At 69.0% G+C, this 18,667-nt stretch carries 16 protein-coding genes and 1 pseudogene; 3 read left to right on the forward strand and 14 right to left on the reverse strand.

Translation table 11 applies throughout. The features are described 5' to 3' along the window. Together E3T49_RS06080 and E3T49_RS06085 are read right to left on the reverse strand one after the other, a co-directional pair. Positions 1 to 420, reverse strand: a pseudogene (locus tag E3T49_RS06080) (hypothetical protein); the annotation flags it as partial. 76 nt (positions 421 to 496) lie between these two features. Continuing rightward, positions 497 to 1,168 (reverse strand): GNAT family N-acetyltransferase, encoded by a 672-nt coding sequence (locus E3T49_RS06085; protein ID WP_134424072.1) that lies wholly within the window; start codon positions 1,166 to 1,168, stop codon positions 497 to 499. A gap of 638 nt (positions 1,169 to 1,806) precedes the next feature. Here E3T49_RS06085 and E3T49_RS06090 point away from each other — a divergent pair. Continuing rightward, positions 1,807 to 2,010 carry a hypothetical protein gene (locus tag E3T49_RS06090; protein WP_134424073.1) on the forward strand — a complete coding sequence of 68 codons (204 nt, stop codon included), beginning with the start codon at positions 1,807 to 1,809 and terminating at the stop codon, positions 2,008 to 2,010. Then, entirely contained in the window at positions 2,007 to 2,585 is a 579-nt protein-coding gene (locus tag E3T49_RS06095) for a DUF4395 domain-containing protein (RefSeq protein WP_134424074.1), read from the forward strand. Before E3T49_RS06090 ends, E3T49_RS06095 begins: the two co-directional genes overlap by 4 nt. 13 nt (positions 2,586 to 2,598) lie before the next feature. Here the strand turns inward: E3T49_RS06095 and E3T49_RS06100 are convergent, their stop codons facing one another. The 6 genes from E3T49_RS06100 to E3T49_RS16325 form a co-directional block, all read right to left on the reverse strand. Next, positions 2,599 to 3,213: a hypothetical protein gene (locus E3T49_RS06100; RefSeq protein WP_134424075.1), complete on the reverse strand. Its 615-nt coding sequence runs from the start codon at positions 3,211 to 3,213 to the stop codon at positions 2,599 to 2,601. A gap of 122 nt (positions 3,214 to 3,335) precedes the next feature. Next, entirely contained in the window at positions 3,336 to 3,650 is a 315-nt protein-coding gene (locus E3T49_RS06105; RefSeq protein ID WP_134424076.1) for a carboxymuconolactone decarboxylase, read from the reverse strand. A 279-nt stretch (positions 3,651 to 3,929) separates the two neighbouring features. Continuing rightward, positions 3,930 to 5,999, reverse strand: coding sequence for a phenylacetic acid degradation bifunctional protein PaaZ (gene paaZ / locus E3T49_RS06110; protein WP_134424077.1), 2,070 nt, complete (start codon positions 5,997 to 5,999; stop codon positions 3,930 to 3,932). Then, positions 5,996 to 6,910 carry a 3-hydroxyacyl-CoA dehydrogenase family protein gene (locus tag E3T49_RS06115; RefSeq protein WP_134424078.1) on the reverse strand — a complete coding sequence of 305 codons (915 nt, stop codon included), beginning with the start codon at positions 6,908 to 6,910 and terminating at the stop codon, positions 5,996 to 5,998. The genes paaZ and E3T49_RS06115 overlap by 4 nt, the downstream gene beginning before the upstream one ends. Next, positions 6,907 to 7,653 (reverse strand): enoyl-CoA hydratase/isomerase family protein, encoded by a 747-nt coding sequence (locus E3T49_RS16320; RefSeq protein WP_134424079.1) that lies wholly within the window; start codon positions 7,651 to 7,653, stop codon positions 6,907 to 6,909. Before E3T49_RS16320 ends, E3T49_RS06115 begins: the two co-directional genes overlap by 4 nt. Next, on the reverse strand, positions 7,654 to 8,838 hold the full coding sequence (locus E3T49_RS16325; protein ID WP_134424080.1) for an acetyl-CoA C-acyltransferase: 1,185 nt from the start codon (positions 8,836 to 8,838) through the stop codon (positions 7,654 to 7,656). Positions 8,839 to 8,968: 130 nt separating this feature from the next. On the opposite strand from E3T49_RS16325, the gene E3T49_RS06130 reads away from it, so the two are divergent. Beyond that, on the forward strand, positions 8,969 to 10,219 hold the full coding sequence (locus tag E3T49_RS06130; RefSeq protein ID WP_198414225.1) for a low temperature requirement protein A: 1,251 nt from the start codon (positions 8,969 to 8,971) through the stop codon (positions 10,217 to 10,219). A gap of 99 nt (positions 10,220 to 10,318) precedes the next feature. Here the strand turns inward: E3T49_RS06130 and E3T49_RS06135 are convergent, their stop codons facing one another. From E3T49_RS06135 to glgX, 6 genes are all read right to left on the reverse strand, one after another. Next, on the reverse strand, positions 10,319 to 10,852 hold the full coding sequence (locus tag E3T49_RS06135) for a hypothetical protein (protein ID WP_134424081.1): 534 nt from the start codon (positions 10,850 to 10,852) through the stop codon (positions 10,319 to 10,321). A 16-nt stretch (positions 10,853 to 10,868) separates the two neighbouring features. Next, positions 10,869 to 11,420, reverse strand: a complete 552-nt coding sequence (locus E3T49_RS06140; RefSeq protein ID WP_134424082.1) for a hypothetical protein — start codon at positions 11,418 to 11,420, stop codon at positions 10,869 to 10,871. Positions 11,421 to 11,436: 16 nt separating this feature from the next. Beyond that, a complete protein-coding gene (locus E3T49_RS06145) occupies positions 11,437 to 12,126 on the reverse strand; it encodes a GntR family transcriptional regulator (RefSeq protein ID WP_134424083.1) in 690 nt (229 codons plus the stop codon). A 128-nt stretch (positions 12,127 to 12,254) separates the two neighbouring features. After that, positions 12,255 to 14,024: a malto-oligosyltrehalose trehalohydrolase gene (gene treZ / locus E3T49_RS06150; RefSeq protein WP_134424084.1), complete on the reverse strand. Its 1,770-nt coding sequence runs from the start codon at positions 14,022 to 14,024 to the stop codon at positions 12,255 to 12,257. Continuing rightward, the gene (treY, locus tag E3T49_RS06155; protein WP_134424085.1) at positions 14,014 to 16,416 is read right to left on the reverse strand and encodes a malto-oligosyltrehalose synthase; all 2,403 of its coding nucleotides are present in this window, start codon (positions 16,414 to 16,416) and stop codon (positions 14,014 to 14,016) included. Before treY ends, treZ begins: the two co-directional genes overlap by 11 nt. After that, complete coding sequence (glgX, locus tag E3T49_RS06160) at positions 16,413 to 18,617, reverse strand: glycogen debranching protein GlgX (RefSeq protein ID WP_134424086.1); 2,205 nt, start codon at positions 18,615 to 18,617, stop codon at positions 16,413 to 16,415. The genes treY and glgX overlap by 4 nt, the downstream gene beginning before the upstream one ends. Positions 18,618 to 18,667: the final 50 nt, after the last annotated feature.

Genomic DNA, 18,667 nt, shown 5'->3' on the forward strand with positions numbered 1-18,667 from the left:
CGCACGCAGCACCGCCGCCTCGAACGCCGGCTTCGCCTCCTCGGGCACCGACCAGGCCTGATTGATCACCGCCCGCGCATGCTGATAACTGATCTCCCCCGCCGCCAACGCGACCCGGGTCGCGGGGAGCTCGACGGCCAGGGCCCGGCTCTCCGCGATCAGGTTCTCCGCCGTGCGCCGCGGCACCCGGATCGTGCACGCCAACTCACTCACGAACTCCCGCTCCGCGACCTCCGCCGCATCCCACCGCGACCCCGGCAGCCGCACGGCCGCGTTCGCCCGCGACTGCCCGAACCGCCGGCCCGCCTCGACCAGCTCCGCCCGACGCGCAAAGGCCTGCGCGATGGCCCGCTCAGCCTCCGCGATCGCTTCGAAATGCGCCGCGAGAGCCTCCTGCTCGGCAATGAATGTGGGCTTCATGAGACACACGCTACGGGCACCCACCGACATTCCCCGCGGCATCCGCCCGACCCCGGGCGTCCTGTGGATAACCCGATCAGAGCGACATTGTGGAGGAACCCAGACCGAGGAACTGCCGCAGCTGATCCACACCCTCGACGTGCAGTTCGGTCTCGGACCGGTTCAGGGTTTCGGGATTCAGAACCAGTCTCTGGTTCAGGGCCAGTTCGTCGTTGCGCCTCTTCAACCGGCTGACTCCGTTCTCCCGATAGCCGACCTTTCTCGACACGGCGAGCGACGCCGGGTTGTCCAGAAACGCGGCGGAGGTGACCTCGGCGGCGTCCAGGTGATCGAACATGAAGGTGCAGAGCGCCTGACGCATCACGGTGCCGATCCCCCGGCCGTGGTGCTTCAGCCCGAGCCAGGAGCCCGTCTCCCCCGTTCTCGTGACGAGGTAGTCCCTGGTGGAGATGCTCTGGCAACCCACGACCTCACCGTCGACGCGCACCGTGGTCTCGAGGGTCCAGGCCGTCGGCGTCATCTCTGCTCGTTGCGCCCAGTGGTATTGCAGGAGTCGCAACCGGACCTCGTCCGGGGACCCGGCGGTCCACGGGAAGAAGAACGGCATCTCAGTCGGGGCGTGGATGCCTGCCACGGCGAGGGCTTCGAGTGCGGGCAGGTCAGCGTCTCGAACCGGAGACAAAGTCACAGATCCGCAGGTGATTTTCAACCCGAAGGGCGGCCACAGTTCATCGATCGATTTGGACATGTGACCAACCTATGTGCACCCGTTCCGTCACCGCAGACGGAGCGCTTCGCCTTCAGCTCGGTGCTGCTCCGATGGCGGGAGCCAGCAGCATCCGGCCGACGTCGTTCACCGTTTGGGACAGACCACGAAACGCAATGGTCGAGATGCCCTGGAAGCGTTCTTTGTCTCTGGCGCCGGCCCATCGTCCCGATGCCGCGAATGATTCTCAGCAATTCTTCCCCCAGAATTCGCGGCTCCCGTGACTATCCAGACGCTAGCAGGGAACCATGCAGAGACTGCAACAAAACCGAGGTCCCCCACCGTCGCGTGAATACCCCAGGGGGTATGCTACTCTCGAGGCAACCAACCAAGAAAGAGGACCACCATGTGCTACCGCATCACGTGTTCAAACTGCAAGAAGGCAACCTGGGATGGCTGCGGCCAGCACATCGAGGACGCCCTCTACGGCGTCGCCGAGTCCGATCGCTGCACCTGCAGCAATGGAAGCTAACGGGACAACCGGACCCAGCAGAGCAAACGTTCTGCTTGCCCGGGCCGAGGCCGTGCGCGAGTGGTCACTACTGCTCGGCGACACGACCTCGTGCGCCCTCGCAAAGGACGGCCGCTCACACCCCGCCGCCAAGTTCCAGGAGGGCAAAGTGGCAGCCCTCAGCGAATTGTCACGCCGCATCGACGATGACACGGATGCTGGAACCGTTACCGCCGAGGTCATCGCCGTCACGACCCGCTGGACGGAACAGACCATGCCCGGTGCCCGCCCGAACCAAGACTGGGCGGCATATCGCGCCGGTGGGATTCACGCTCTGACCGAGATCGCAACCGCGCTGGAGACGACCAGATGACCACCCAGGAACAGCCGATCATCGGCGAATTCGTCGACGGGATCGATTTTCCCGTGGTCAACGAGCGTGCGATTCGGGCATCCGCCGGCCTGCTCTTTCTCGGCGGCATCATCGCCTTCATGGTCGCTGCACTCACGGATGACTATCAACCGTTGCGCATGTTCGGCGCCATCTTCATGTTCGATATGACCTTTCGTCTCTTCGTCGGCACCAAATACACGCCGAGCCTCATCGTGGGCTCGCTGCTGGTCCGGGCGCAACGGCCGGAATGGGTAGGCGCAGCACAGAAGAAGCTGGCCTGGTCGCTCGGCCTCGGCATGGCCTTCATCTCCTGCGGGGTGATGGGTTTCCTCAATGTCAGCAACGGGATCACCCTCGCGCTCTGCAGCCTCTGCCTGTCGCTGCTGTTCGTGGAGACCGCGTTCGGCATCTGCCTCGGCTGCGAGCTGCAGCGGATCTTCGCGAAGGAGAAGCCGCAACTGTGCGCCGGGGACACCTGCGCGTATGTGCCGCCGAAGCGCGGAGAACGCCACACTGTTCAGCCGGAGTCACCGCGGTCTCTCGAAGAGCGCTGATCTGCCCCGCGCACTACCGGGTCAGGGAGGCGCACTCCGGAGCGGCATCGAATGCCTGCCCGATCGTGCTCGTTCCGTCGGCGGCGGCCGTTCCGATCGCGGACACCGTGGCTGCGAGCGCCGTCAGGGAGGCGCCGGCATCGCTGGCTACCGAACCGAGGGCGACGACGAGGTCGGTGCCCGTCGCGCCCTCCACAGAGGCCACGCTCGACTCCAGGTCGGAAATCGACGAACTGAGGTCATCCGAGGAGTCTCTGACGGCGGCTAGTTCGGGATCATCTTCACTGCCCGCCGGCACGGCCTTGATGGTGTCTGCGAGCACGGTCGCCGACTCCTTGACGGTCTGCATCTGGGTGTTCAGCCGGGCCGACACGTCGTCCCCACCTGCTGCGGCGGTCGACACCAGACCCTGGACATCCGTTTTCAGAGTGGCCGTCGACGAGCAGACGTCACCGGCCCACGCGGTCTGCTCCTCGGTGGGCGGCGTGCCGGACGGAGACTCCGTCGAGGTCGCGGCGGGCGTGGGTGACGCGGCCGGCTCCGACTGTGCGCATCCCGTCAGCAGGGAAGCCGCGGCGAGAAGACCGATCAGGGCACCTGCATGCAGTGTGCGGACCGATTTCGTCATGGAGTCCTCTCCTTCGGTGACGGACGGCATCCGGCCCGCTCCCCCCTTGAGAGACGGGCCGGACATCGTGGACCAACGCCTCTACAGCTACATCTACCGCGTCATGCCTGCTACTGCTACTGCTATTCAGTGTCTTCCGAGGTCAGCTGAATCGCCAGGCCGAGGGCTTCGGCGATCCTGCCCACGGCGGCCGCGGTGCGTGCGGTGCCGATGATCGGCGAAACGGCGACGAGCACGTCCTCGACGTCATCGACGGTCAGGCCCGCATCCTCCGCCGGCCCGATGTGCAGCAAATAGGACATCATCGGCGCCTCAACCGCGGCGAGGGCCGCGATGCGCACCAGCATCAGCGCCCGATTGTCCAGTTCGGTGCGGGACAGCGACACGGCGTTGATGTCGACCAGAGTCTCCATCACCGGGTTGTCTCCATGAGCCATGAGTCACTCCATTTCCAGGGCCGAGCCCTTGTCGGTGTCATCGGAACTCACCGGTCACGGGTGAGCCCTGCTTGCGACTACCGATAGTGGAACGAGGACCGTGCCACGACACCACCCGAATCGGGTGAACCGTTGGCGAGGCCGGGTGCCCAAGCGCGAACCAATTCGACGGAGATTTTGCCCGCAATGGGCCAGAACGGCCCGGAAACCGGTCTCTTCCTCACATTCTCCGTCGAATTGATTCGACGCCCGACGGGCACACCGGCTCACGCCCGCGGGCTACTCCTTGGCGACCAGCGTGAGAACGTCGTAGGTGGCGACGACCTCATCGTTCTGGTTGTGCAGCACGGCGTCCCAGCAGACCTCGCCGTATTCGTCGGTCTCGCGGGGGGTGATCCGCTTGGCCGTCAACGTGACCCGGATGCTGTCACCCGGCGACACCGGCGTGACGAACCGCAGCTTCTCCAGGCCGGAGTTCGCGAGCACCGGCCCGGGGGCCGCGTCCACGAACAGCCCCGCGGCCCAGGACACCAGCAAGTACCCGTGCGCGACGATTCCGGGGAAGAACGGGTTGGCCGCCGCCGCCTCCGCGTCGGTGTGGGCGTAGAACTTGTCACCGGTGGCCTCGGCGAACGCCGTGATGTCGTCGAGGGTGACCACACGCGGTCCACCCTGCGTCTGGTCTCCCACCCGCAACTCGGTCAGGGACTTGCGGAACGGGTGGATGCCCGTGCGCACCGCGGCACCGGTGTGCCACTCCCCCGTGATGGCGGTCAGCATGTCGGGCGACCCCTGGATGGCTGTGCGCTGCATGTGGTGCAGCACCGAACGGATGCCGCCGAGCTCCTCACTGCCGCCGGCCCGCCCCGGGCCGCCGTGCACGAGATGCGGAACCGGGGAACCGTGGCCCGTGCTGCTGCGCGCGTCGACCCGGTCGAGCATCAGCACCCGCCCGTGGTGCGCGGCGATGCCGAGCACGAGCGTGCGTGCGACATCGGGGTGGTGGGTGGCGACGGTGGTCACCAGTGATCCGCCGCCGCGCGCGGCCAGCGCGATGGCGTGGTCGAGGTCGGTGTACTCGATGATGGACGCCACCGGGCCGAAGGCTTCGATCTCGTGCACGGCCGGGCTCTCCGGGTCGTGGAAGGCCAGCAGGATGGGCGCCACGAACGCGCCCTCCGGGTCGGCTCCGGCCGGGGCGTCCAGCGAGCCCATCACGATGCGACCGCCGCCGTCGATCAGGCGGGCGACGCTGGCGAGCACCTCGTCGCGCTGGCCGGTGCTGGCGAGGGGCCCCATGGTGACCCCCTCAGCACGCGGGTCGCCGATGGTGACGCGGCGGGCCATCCGTTCGGACACGGCCGCGACGACCTGGTCGCGGCGACCGGCCGGCACGATCAGCCGGCGGATGCTGGTGCACTTCTGGCCGGCCTTGCTGGTCATCTCGGTCACCACGGAGGCGACGTAGGCGTCGAACTCGGCCGTGCCGGCCGTGGCGTCCGGGCCCAGGATCGCGGCGTTGAGCGAATCGGTCTCGCTGGTGAAGCGCACACCGCCCTCGACCACGTTCGGGTGGGCCTTAAGGGTGCGTGCGGTGCCGGCCGAACCGGTGAACGCGACCAGGTCGCGGTAGTCGAGGTGGTCGATCAGGTCCCGGGCGCTGCCGGAGATCAGCTGCAGGGATCCGGCGGGCAGGATGCCGGACGCGAGGATGTGCCGCACGACCGCCTCGGTCAGGTACCCGGTGGGTGTCGCCGGCTTCACGATCGTCGGCACACCGGCGATGAACGCCGGGGCCAGCTTCTCCAGCATGCCCCAGACCGGGAAGTTGAACGCGTTGATCTGGCAGGCGACACCGGGGATGCGGGTGTAGATGTGCTGTCCGCTGAAGGAGCCGTCCCGGGAGAGACCCTCCACGTCGCCGTCGATGTAGACCTGGCTGTTGGGCATTTCGCGCCGGCCCTTGGAGGACAGGGTGAACAGCACCCCGATGCCGCCGTCGATGTCGACCATCGAGTCGTAACGGGTGGCGCCGGTGCGGGCGGAGAGTTCGTAGAGCTCCTCCTTGACCCCGCCCAGGTACTGTCCCAGCTTCTTCAGCAGGATGGCGCGCTGGTGGAAGGTCAGGCGCCCGAGCGAGGCCTGGCCGACCGTGCGGGCGTGGTCGACCACGGCGGCGAGGTCGAGCCCCTCACTGCTGACCCGGGCGACCTCGGCCCCGGTGCTCGCGTCGAGGACGCGCTGGGCGGCCGCGCCGTCGCCCGGTGTCCACCAGGAGTCGAGAACGTAGCTGGGAACGACCGTGTCAGAGCTCGTGTCAGTGCTGGTGCCATTGCTGAGGAGTGTCATGATGCGTCCTTCCAATCGAAGAAGCCGCGGCCGCTCTTGCGTCCGAGGTCACCGCGCGCGACGAGGTCGCGCAGCAGTTGCGGCGGGGCGAACCGCTCGCCGAGGGTGTCGTGCAGGTGTTCGGCGATGCCGAGGCGAACGTCGAGGCCGACGATGTCGGTGGTGCGGAGGGGCCCGACCGGATGCTTGTAGCCGAGCACCATGGCCGTGTCGATGTCCTCGGCGCTGGCCACGCCCTCCTCGACCATGCGGATCGCCTCGAGCGCGATCGCGACGCCGAGACGGGAACTGGCGAAGCCGGGCGAGTCCCGCACCAGGATCGGCGTCTTGCCGAGGGCCGACACCCAGGCCTCGGCGAGCCGGGCGAGCTCCGGATCGGTGCGCTCCCCCGTGACGACCTCGATCAGGGTCGAGACCGGCACCGGGTTGAAGAAGTGCAGCCCGATGAACCGGTCCGGACGGTCCAGCGCATCGGCCAGATCGGTGATCGACAGCGAGGAGGTGTTGGACGCGAGCCAGGCGGTGGGTGCGAGGTGCGCCTCGACCAAGCGGAGCGCCTGCGTCTTCAGCGCCACGACCTCGGGGACGGCCTCGACGACCAGGCCGGAGCCGGCGAACGCGGCGGCATCCGTTGCCACGGTCAGCCGGTCGCTGAGCTCGGCACGGCTCGCGGTCACGCTGCCGCGGCCGAGAGACCGGTCGACGGCCGAGAGAACCCGGTCGCGGGCAGCGGCGGCGGCATCGTCACCCTGCTCCACGACAGTGACGTGGGCGCCGGCCATCAGGAATGCGTGAGCGATTCCGGCGCCCATGCGGCCTCCGCCGAGTACGCCGACGTGGTGCGGCACGGTCGGCTGGGCCAGGTCGGACAGGGTACTGGGCTCGCTACTGGTTGCGGTGCTGAGCGTCATCGCTTCTTCCTTTCCAGGAATGCGGTCATGCGGGCGAATTTCTCCTCGGACTCGAAGAGTCGGGCCTGGGCTTCATTGTCGGCCAGCGGATGCGCAGCCGCCGGCACATGGAAGACTTCCTTGGCCAGCTGGGTCGCCAGGGGATCCTGCTTGGCGATCCGGTCGGCCAGTGCGTGCGCGGCTTCCAGCAGGGCGTCCTGCTCGTGGACCTCGGTGACCAGATGCACGGCCAGCGCCTCGGCGGCAGTGAGGATGCGACCGGCCAGGATGATCTCCTTGGCCACGGGCTCGCCGACCAGCGCGGCCAGCCGCCAGAGTGCCCCGGCCGCCGGGATGATGCCGAGGGCGGTCTCCGGGTTGCCGAGCCGGGCCGTCGTCGAGGCGAGCCGGAAGTCGGCGGCGTAGGCCAGTTCAGCCCCGCCGCCGAGCGCCCAGCCGTCGATGGCGGCGATCACGGGCAGGGGCAGCCGGGCGATCCGGCCGAACAGTCCGGAGTTGATGCCCTTCAGGGCGTCCTCGGCCCGGCGGTCCCGCAGCTGCGCGATGTCGGCCCCGGAGGCGAAGACGCCGTTCGTGCCGGAGAGGATCAGAATGCGCGGCCCGCGCTCGAGCTCGCCGCAGACCAGGTGCAGCTCGTCGATCATGGTCTGGTCGATCGCGTTGCGCACAGCGGGACGGTTGAGCTGCACGTGCACGCGGTCCGGCCGGTAGTCGACCAGCAGGGTCCTGAACTCCCGCGACACCTAGACGCGCTCCACGAGCAGGGAGGAACCCTGGCCGACGCCCACGCACATGGTGGCCACGCCGCGGCGGGCACCCTCGCGCTCCATGCGTCCGAGCAGCGTGATCAGAATGCGGGAGCCGGACGACCCGAGCGGATGCCCGAGGGCGATCGCCCCGCCGTGCCGGTTGACGATCTCCGGGTCCAGGCCGAGCCGACGGATGCAGGCCAGAGACTGGGTCGCGAACGCCTCGTTGAGCTCGACGGCGTCGACGTCGCCGATGGTCAAGCCGAGGCGGTGCAGCAGCTTCTGCGTGGCCGGGACAGGCCCGAGGCCCATGGTCTCCGGGGCGACACCGGCGCTGGCCCCGCCCACCACCCGGGCGCGGGGGGTCAGGCCGAGGCGCTCGATGGCGGCCTCGCTCGCCACGACGATGGCGGAGGCGCCGTCGTTGAGGGAGCTGGCGTTGCCGGCCGTGACGATGCCGCCCGGCCGTACGACCGAACGCAGTCCGGCGAGGCGTTCGAGGGTCGTGTCGGCACGGGGACCCTCATCGATCTCGATCACGCCGGCCCGGGTCGGAACACCCACGATCTCGGGCGTGAAGGTGCCGTCGCGCTGCGCCTCGAGGGCCAGCCGGTGCGAACGCAGGGCGAACGCGTCGGCATCCGCCCGGCTGATGCCATCGAGGGCGGCGACCTCCTCGGCCGTCTCCGACATGGAGAAGGTCGCCTTGTCGCGTGCCTGCAGGCGCGGGTTGGCGAAGCGCCAGCCGATCGACGTGTCCACGATCTCGCCCGGCTTGGCGAAGGCCTTCTCCGGCTTGGCGAGAACCCAGGGCGCACGGGTCATCGACTCGACGCCGCCGGCGATCACGAGGTCCGCTTCGCCGGCCTTGATCATGTTGGCGGCCAGGTGCACGGCGGACAGACCGGATGCGCAGAGCCGGTTGACCGTGATGCCCGGCACACTGTCGGGGAGACCGGCCAAGAGCACGGCCATGCGGGCGACGTTGCGGTTGTCCTCGCCGGCCTGGTTCGCGGCGCCGAGGATGACCTCGTCGATCAGCGCGGGGTCCAGGCCCGCCCGGGCCACGACCGAGGCGAGCACGACGGCCGCGAGGTCGTCGGGACGGATGCCGGCCAGCACCCCGCCGTATCGTCCGATGGGAGTTCGAACACCATCAACCAGGAATGCTTCGGGCATGGCTTCATCACCTTTGATCGCCGTGTTTACTAACTGACCGTTCGTTTTGTAAAGAATGTCATAGAAGGTCCCTCCCCGGCAACCGTGCGGCGGCCGTGTCGTACGACCCGGACTGAGGCAGACTTGGTGGGTGAACGCAACGCCTGACACCGTCCCATCCGCCGCAGGCCCCGGCCCTCGCTCCAGCAGCCACTTCGGGATCCGCCATAATCTCATGCGCCCCGACGATTCCGAGCAGTCGGATCGGGTGACGTATATCGAGCTGTTCTTCGACCTCATCTTCGTGTTCGCACTGACCCAGCTGTCCCGCCATCTCTACGAGAACCAGTCCCTGCAGGGAGCCGCCGAGTCGGCCGTGCTGGTGCTCGCCCTGTGGTGGATCTGGGTGCACACCACCTGGGTGACCAATGTGCTCGATCCGGCGCGCCTGCCCGTGCGCGGGGTGGTGCTGGGGCTCTCCCTCATCGGTCTCGTGGTCAGCGTCTCGATCTATGAATCATTCGGTGACCGGGGATTCATCTTCGCCGTGGCCTATGTCGTGCTGCAGCTCGGCCGCACGGCCTTCATGGCGCTGGCCCTGGCCCGGCACGACCGCGGTCTCCACCGTTCCTTCGTTCGGATCTTCGTCTGGCTTGCCGTGGCCGGCAGTTTCTGGATCGCCGGGGGGCTGCTCCCGGCCGACTACCGGCTGCTGCTCTGGGCGATCGCCCTCGGGATCGAGTTCGTGTCCGCCAGCGCCGGTTTCCCGGTTCCGGGACTCGGCCGGGCCGCTCCCGGCGATGCCGAACTCTCCGGTCCGCACATCGCAGAGCGCAGCGCACTGTTCGTGATCATCGCGCTCGGGGAATCCTTCCTGGTGACGGGATTCGCGTTCGTCGACCAGGACGTGTCCGTTCCGGGCGTGATCGGTCTGCTGCTGGCCTTCGTGAGCGGCGCGGCCATGTGGTGGCTGTACTTCGACCATGGCGAACGGGCCGGCAGCCGGGCCCTCGCCACCAGCACCGATCCCGGCCGGATCGCCCGATTCGCCTATACCTATGTGCACGCCCTGATCATCGCCGGCGTGGTGCTGACCTCGGTCGGCGACAAGGAGGTGCTGGGGCATCCGGATTCCTCGATGATCCTGTCGACGGCCGTCGCGATCACCGGCGGCCCGCTGCTGTATCTCCTGGGCCTGACCCTGTTCCGATTCGTGGTGGCCCGGGAACTGCTGGTGTCGCACCTGGCGGGCATCGCGCTGCTGCTGCTCGCGCTTCCTGTCGCCTTCACCCTGTCGCCGCTCGCGCTGGGAGCGGTGTGCGCATCCGTGCTCACGCTCGTCGCCTGCTGGGAGACGATCGTTCGGGTGCGGAACGGCACCGCCGACGAGGAGGCAGGCTAGCGGTATCCGTGCGGCGAAACGACGGGAATGAGGGGTGTGCCCGGAGCGGCACCCCTCATTCCTGTCGGTTCAGGCCCTGTTCTTCGGTTGAGGGCGGGGCTAGAAGAAGTCGTCGGGGGTGCCGGCGGCCTTCGTGACCGAGTCGGTGCCGATGCGGGCGGCGGTGAGCTGGGCCATCGCGACACGCAGTCCGGACTCCATCTGCGACGCCCAGACCTCGGTTTCTCGGCTGGCGGCATCGGCGGCATCCGCTCGGGCGATGGCCTTCTCCTTCTCGGCGCGTTCGCTGCGGACCTGCTGGATGCTGAGCGTGATGCCGTAGTAGGCCGCCACCATGGAGGCGATGGGCGTGGCGAAGACGGCCAGCGCGTTGATGCTCTCGCTGGACACGCCCACGAGAAGCATCACGATGAAGGCCACGGCGAGTGCCGCGATGGCGACCAGCACGACCAGAGCGGTGCGCTGGGCAGCCGTGGTCGTCAACCGCGGGACCGGCCTGGGCGCCGGCTGGCCAACGGATGCCGTCTCAGGCTCCGGCGCCGGGTCCAGAGGCTGGAGCGTCTCGGTCTGATCGCTCTGATCGGACAGCGACAGGGTGCGGGTGGGCGTGCTCGTGGAGGTGAAATCAGTCATGGTGCGTGCTCCGTCATCAGTGTGCGTCAGGGGAAGAGGTGCTGGGGTCGGTGGGGTCATTGTCTGCTGCCGGTTCGACGCGGTCAAGGCGGGCATCGGGGTCGCCGTCCAGGAAGACCCGTTTATAGCTGCGCCCGTCGGCGAGTTCGATGGTGCGACCGGCGACCTTGCCGCGGCTCAGCTGCAGGTAGATCGCCTGGACCGTCACCCCCAGTTTCGCCGCTGCCTCCGACACCGACAGCCCAGGCAGGTCGGTGGGCACCGCGCTGGGCCGCGCGGCACGCTTGCGTCCGGCTGCCTGGCGGGCGGCGATCTCGGCGTCGGTCCCGCTCCAGCGCCACTTCGCCGCGGCGGCCTTCAGTTCGGCGGCGTCGGCGATCTCCTCCCAGCTCCGGCCCCCGCGCAGCGCGTCGCGCACGCCCACCAGGGTGGCCGGATCGGCATCGAGTTCCACCAGCAGAGAACGGATGGCCTCGATCCGGTCCAGCGGCGCCGAGCCGGGGCTGGCGTCGACGACAGCCAGCCGGGACAGTGCCGCGCTGGTCGAGGGTGCGAGAAAATAACCCATTATGCCTCCGGGGCGCTCAGGGGTGCAGGGTGGAGACCAGGTGGGCCTCGGGGCCGGCTTCGCCGCCGATGGCCGCCGCCAGGCGTTCACGGGCGCGGCCCAGGTGCTCGTCGAGAAGCCGGGCGGCTCCGGCGCCGTCGCCTTCGGCGATGAGTTCGAGCAGGCGCTGGTGTTCGGCCTGGATCAGTGCCGTGTCGAGCAGGTTCAGCGACTGCACCCGGGCCATGCACAGGCGCACCTCGCTGACCAGGGAGCGGTACATCTTACTGATCCGCTCGTTGCCGACGGCGTCGATCAGGCTGGTGTGGAATCGCATATCGGGTTCCACCACGGCGAGCGGGGAGTCTCCGGCCACGGCCGCGATGTCGAGGTTCGCCTGCACGGCCCCGTGCGGGACGGTGCGGGTGAGGGCGAGGCGGCGCAGTACCTCGCTTTCGAGGTAGGCGCGGGCCAGGTAGATGTCGCGCACGGAGTCCGGTCCGAGTTCGGCCACCCGGGCGCTCTTATGCGCCCCACGCACCAGCAATCCCTCGGAGACGAGCTTCTCAATGGCCGCTTTCGCCGTCGGGCGGGCGACGTCGTAGCTTGCGGCCATGTCCGTCTCGGTCAATGCCGCCTCGGAGGTGAGCTCCCCCTCGAGGATGCGGGATCGCAGGTCGTTCGCGATGGCATCCACAATCGATGTTGCCGTTACACGCGCTACCACGGAGCCCACCTTTCCCTCGTCCGGATCCCATCCTGACAGACGGCACCAACTTTCTTCTGGACCAATGTGCATACTTGCTAGACACTCGCGCGGGCGACCGCCGCCCAGCGCGGTCGCCCCTCCACCGGCTAGGGGGTGCCGAAGATTGCCACCGAGTGTGGCGCGAGGGTGACCGCGGCAGGGGTGCGCGAGTGGACCGCGTCTCCGGCGGGGGCGAAGGATGCCAGCAGGGCCGGGGCATCCGTCGGCACCTCTCGGGCCTCCGTGGACAGGTTGATCAGGATCTCGGTCTCGCCGCGGCAGAGTCGCAGCCAGCGCTCGTTCTCGTCGACCGCGACCGCGACCTGGCCGAAGCGCGGGTCGGTCACGTCCGGCCGGGAGCGGCGCAGCCAGGCCAGGGCCTGGTAGAAGCCGAGCAGGCGCGCGTGGCCCGGCTCGGACAGCTCGGCCCAGTCGAGCACCGACCGCTCGAACGTGGCCGGGTCCTGCGGGTCGGGCACCAGGGCCGGGTCCCAGCCCATGCGCCCGAATTCGCCGATCCGGCCCGTACGCACGGCCTCGCCGAGTTCGGGTTCCGGATGCGACGTGAAGAACTGCCAGGGTGTGCTCGCGCCCCATTCCTCACCCATGAACAGCATGGGCGTGAACGGTCCGAGCAGGGTCAAAGTGGCGGCGATCGCCAGCTGCCCGGCGTCGAGGGTCGCGCTGAGGCGGTCACCCGTGGCCCGGTTGCCGATCTGGTCGTGGTTCTGGTTGGCGACGACAAGCCGCCAGGCCGGCATCCGAGCCGTGTCGATCGGGCGGCCGTGGGTGCGCCCGCGGAAGCTCGAGAAGGTGCCGTCGTGGAAGAACCCGTGGGTGAGCACCTTGGCGAGGGCGCCGAGCGGCTCGAAGTCGGCGTAGTAGCCCGTGGTCTCGCCGGTGACCGCCACGTGCACCGCGTGGTGGAAGTCGTCGCTCCACTGGCCGGTGAGCCCGTAGCCGCCGGAGCCCTGCGGCGTGATCAGCCGAGGATCGTTGAGGTCGGACTCGGCGATCAGGCTGAGCGGACGCCCGGAGGTGGCGCTCAGCACGTCGACCTCGCTGGCGAGCTCCTCGAGCACGTGGATGGCTCGCTCGTCGCGCAGCGCGTGCACCGCATCCAGCCGGAGCCCGTCGACGTGGTAATCGCCGAGCCACATCAGGGCGTTGTCGAGGATGTAGCGGCGCACCGGGTCGGAGTCCGGTCCGTCGAGGTTGAGCGAGGAGCCCCAGCCGGTGTCCCCCGCCTCATTCAGGTACGGGCCGAACTGCGGCAGGTAGTTGCCGCTCGGGCCGAGGTGGTTGTAGACGACGTCCTGGATGACGCCGATGCCCGCCTGGTGGCAGGCGTCCACGAACCGCTGGTAGGCCGCAGGTCCGCCGTACCCCTCGTGCACGGCGTACCACAGCACGCCGTCGTAGCCCCAGTTGTGGGTGCCGTTGAAGGCGTTGACGGGGAGCAGCTCCACGAAGTCGACGCCGATCGAGACCAGGTGGTCCAGCCGGCCCGCCGCCGCGTCGAGGGTGCCCTCGGGGGTGAAGGTGCCCAGGTGCAGCTCATAGATGGTGCTGCCGGCCAGCTGACGGCCGGTCCAGGCGCCGTCCTGCCAGACGTGTTCGCCGGCGTCGAACGTGCGGCTCTTCGCGTGCACGCCGTTCGGCTGGTGCCGGGATCGCGGGTCAGGGTAGGGACCCTTGCCGTCGATCAGGAACCCGTAGTCCACGGGCTGCTCGGCCTGTCCGTCGGCGGGCTCGGCCGTCGGGCGGGGTGCGTGCCACCATCCGTCGCCCCGCGGGGTCATTGCCAGAGTCTGGTCTGCGAGTTCGACCGCAACGGCCTCGGCGGTCGGGGCCCAGACCTCGAATTCAGCGGGCATGGTCGGCACCTTCCTGGTCGGTTGTACGGGTCGTGCCGGCGCCGTCGGCGGGCACCAGCAGGGCCACCGGGTAGCGACGCAGCAGGGCTGCCACGCTGACGATTCCGCCGGGGTGGTGTTCGCCGGTCAGCAGGTCGACGACCGGGTGGCCGGCCAGGACCACACTCGTGTCGCCCCAGCCGCCCGCGGCCGCGAGGCCGAGCGGCATCCGGGTGGCGATGGTGACCGCGCCGCCGCGGTCGAACGCGATCACATGCTCCGCGCCCCCGCCGAACGCGGCGACCGGGCTGTGCCGGAAGAAGCGTTCGGGCTCGTCGCGGCGCAGGCGCAGGGCCCGTGTGGTGACCAGTAGTTTCGCGGCGCCGGTCTCGTCGACGGGAGGCAGCCAGCCGTCCTGCACCCGGGCCAGGTAGCCGCGCCGCAGCTCGTAATCGACCGGGCGACGGTTGTCGGGGTCGACGAGGGAGGTGTCCCACAGCTCGGTGCCCTGGTAGACGTCGGGCACGCCGGGCGCCGTCAACTGCACGAGCTTGTTCGACAGCGCGTTGCTCCAGCCTGCGACCCGCACCCGGTCGACGAATGCGGTGAGCGTCGGCGTCACGGCCGGGTCGTCGAAGGAGGCCGTCACGAGGTCACGCATGGCCGTCTCGAAGTTCTCGTTCCGGTCGGTCCAGGTGGTCGACGTTCCGGCCTCGCGGGCGGCCTTCTCGGCGTAGGCGACGAGGCGGTCGGGCGTGGCCGGCCAGGAGCCGACGATGGCCTGCCAGAGCAGGTTCTCGAACGGGGCGTCGCCGAGCGGTGCGGCCGCGCGAAGGACAGCCAGGGTGCTCTCCCATTCGGCGGGGATCTCGGCGAGCACGGAGATGCGGGCTCGCACATCCTCACTGCGCTTGGTGTCATGCGTGGACAGGGTCGTCATCGCGGCCGGGAAGGTGGCCAGGCGCGTCTGCTGGCGGCGGTGGAACTCGGCCGGGTCGACCGCGAACTCCCCCGGGTCGGCGCCGACCTCGTTGAGCGAGGTCAGCCGGCTGTACCGGTAGTAGGCGGTGTCTTCGACCCCCTTGGCCATGACCATGCCGGAGGTCTGCTGGAACCGCACGGCCAGCGGATGTGCCGGGTCGCCGAGCAGCGGAAGCAGCCCGTCGATCGCGTTCGCGAGCTCGGGCCGGTGCCGGAGTGCCTCGGCGGCCGCGCGGCGCAGCTCGTCGACGCCCACCGGGAGGTAGGAGCGGTAGACCGGGAAGCAGGCCAGGAGTTCCGCCAGCGCGTCGACCGTCGTGGCGTCCGGCGCGCCGCCGGGCGTGGCGTCGGCGCCGGGCACCAGTCGGGCCAGGCGCACGACCTCGGCCTGCAGGGTGTGGTCGGCGATGACGCGCTTCCGCGCGTGCACCAGATCGGCCCAGCTCGCCGGCGGCGCATCACCGGCCGGGCCCGCGGCCTCGGCCTGCAGCCGGGCCTCGAGCGCGTCGAGCGCGCCCTGCCCGGCCGGGTCCACGAACAGCCGGTCGAAGTCGGCGAGGGCGTCATAGCCGGTCGTGCCGGCGGTGGCCCAGCTGGTGGGAAGCTGCTCGTCGCCTTCGAGGATCTTCTCGACGAGCACGTAGGCTCCGTCGGTCGCCTCCTGCAAACGGTCGAGGTAGCCGCCCGGGTCGGCGAGGCCGTCGGGGTGGTCGACCCGCAGCCCCTGCACCAGACCGCTCTGAACCCAGCGCAGGATCTCCCGGTGGGATTCGTCGAAGACCCAGGGCACCTCGACCCGGAGGCCGGCCAGGGTGTTCACGGAGAAGAAACGCCGATAGTTCAGCTGCGCGTCCGCGCGGCGCCAGTTGACGAGTTCGTAGTTCTGGCGGGCGTGCACGGTGCGGGCGTCCGCGCCGTCCGCGGCGCTGCCGGGGGCGAGCGGGAACCGGTTGTCGTAGTAGCGCAACTCGTCGCCGACCACCTCGAGGCGATCGAGCTCACTCTGCCCGTCCGCGTCGTCGCCGAGCACGGGCAGCAGGATCCGATCGCCGTTCGCGGCCCAGTCCACATCGAAGGCCTCCGCGTAGCGGGACGCGGTTCCGTGCTGGAGCAGGTCCCACCACCAGAGGTTCCGGTGCGGGGTCGCGACGCCCATGTGATTGGGGACCACGTCCACCAGGATGCCGCGCCCGGCATCCGTCGCCGCCGCCGCCAGGCGGGTGAGCGCCTCGGCGCCGCCCCGGACCGGGTCGATCCGGGAGTGGTCGACCACGTCGTAACCGTGGTCGGAGCCCTCCTCGGCGGCGAGGAGCGGAGACAGGTAGAGCCAGTCGGCACCCAGCTCGGTCAGGTAACCAAGCACTCCCTCCGCGGCGGCCAGGTCGAAACCGGCCGTGATCTGCAGGCGGTAGGTGTTCAGCGGGACTCTCACGGCTGGACCAGGTGCGCCGGGTCGACGATGGAGATGGTCCCCGTCATCAGACCGGCCAGGGAAGCCGCGACGGAGTGGTCCGGCGCGGTTTCCGGCGCGTGATAGGCGCGCAGCACCACCAGCGACCGCGACGTGACCGTGTGCAGGGAGCCGGCGGGCCGGGGAATCGCGTCGGCGCCCTCCCCCGCGGTGTCGACGACGATCTCCCACTCGGGGGCGTATTCGGCCGAGGGCAGCGTGAATTCGACATCCTCGGCGTCCGCGTTGAAGCAGACCAGGAAGTTCACGTCGGTCACCGCCTGTCCGCGGGCGTCGCGCTCCCGGATGCCGTCCCCGCTGAGGAACATGGCGACCGTGCGGGTGAGGTGCTCGTCCCAGTCCTGGGGTTGCATCTCCTGCCCGTCGGGGGTCAGCCAGACGAGGTCGCTCATCGGGTCACCCACGGTGCGGTTGCCCGGGTGGCCGTTGAAGAAGCTGCTGCGGCGGAAGGTCGGGTGTTCGCGGCGCAACCGCGACACGGCGGCCGTGAACTCGATCAGCGGGTGGTCCGCATCCGACCAGTGGATCCAGCTCAGTTCGTTGTCCTGGGCGTAGGTGTTGTTGTTGCCCTGCTGCGTGCGGCCGAGCTCGTCGCCGTGCAGGATCATCGGCACACCCTGGGAGAGCAGCAGGGTCGCAACGTAGTTGCGCTGCTGCCGGGCCCGCAGGGCCAGGACCTCCGGGTCATCCGTCGGCCCCTCGACGCCGGAATTCCAGGAGCGGTTGTGCGATTCGCCGTCCTGGCCGTCTTCGCCGTTGGCGTCGTTGTGCTTCTCGTTGTAGGAGACCAGGTCGGAGAGGGTGAACCCGTCGTGGGCGGTGACGAAGTTGATCGACGCGACGGGGCGGCGGCCGGAGTGCTCGTAGAGGTCGGCGGAGCCGGTGATCCGGGACGCGAACTCGCCCAGCGTCGACGGTTCGCCCCGCCAGAAGTCACGCACGGTGTCGCGGTACTTGCCGTTCCACTCCGTCCACTGGGCGGGGAAGTTGCCGACCTGGTAGCCGCCGGGGCCGACGTCCCACGGCTCGGCGATGAGCTTGACCTGGGACACCACCGGGTCCTGCTGTACGAGTTCGAAGAAGGTGGAGAGCTTGTCGACGTCGTACAGGTCGCGAGCCAGCGCCGAGGCCAGGTCGAAGCGGAATCCGTCGACGTGCATCTCGAGCACCCAGTAACGCAGCGAGTCCATGATCAGCTGCAGCGAGTGCGGGTGGCGCACGTTCAGGGTGTTGCCCGTGCCGGTGTAGTCCATGTAGTAGCGCTTGTCGTCGTCCATGAGCCGGTAGTACGCCTCATTGTCGATTCCCTTGAAGGAGATCGTCGGGCCGAGGTGGTTGCCCTCCGCGGTGTGGTTGTAGACCACGTCGAGGATGACCTCGATGCCCGCGTCGTGCAGGCTGCGCACCATGCCCTTGAACTCCTGCACCTGGTTTCCGAGGTCGCCGGTGGAGGAATAGGCGTTGTGCGGGGCGAAGAACCCGATGGTGTTGTAGCCCCAGTAGTTGTTCAGGCCCTTTTCCTCGAGGGTGCCGTCGTTGACGAACTGGTGCACGGGCATCAGCTCGATCGCGGTCACGCCGAGTTTCTGGAGGTGGTCGATGACCGACGGATGCGCGACGCCGGCGTACGTGCCGCGCTGGGCCTCCGGCACGAGCTCCTGCAGTTCGGTGAGGCCTTTGACATGGGCCTCGTAGATCAGGGAGGCGCTGTAGGGCGTGCGCAGGGGCCGGTCGCCGACCCAGTCGAAGAACGGGTTGACGACGACGCCGAGCATCATGTGCGGGGCGGAGTCTTCGTCGTTGCGCGAATCGGGGTCGCCGAAGTTGTATGAGAACAGCGACTGGTCCCAGTCGATGGTGCCGCAGGTGGCCTTGGCGTAGGGGTCGAGCAGGAGCTTGTTCGGGTTGGCCCGGCTGCCGGCGGCGGGGTTGTAGTCCCCGTGCACGCGGTAACCGTAGCGCTGGCCCGGCTGAATCAGAGGCAGGTAGCAGTGCCAGATGAACGCGCTCGACTCGACAACCTCGACACGGGTTTCCTCGCCGTTGTCGTCGAAGAGGCAGAGCTCCACTCGGTGTGCGGCTTCGCTGAACAGTGCGAAGTTCGTGCCGCTGCCGTCATAGGTCGCCCCAAGCGGGTAGGCGGTACCGGGCCAGGTTTCCAAAGAGTGCTCCTCGTGGTTCGAGTCTGGTGCTGCCGGCTAGCCGACCGGGC

The organism is Cryobacterium cryoconiti (genome assembly GCF_004403065.1).
GTDB lineage: Bacteria > Actinomycetota > Actinomycetes > Actinomycetales > Microbacteriaceae > Cryobacterium > Cryobacterium cryoconiti.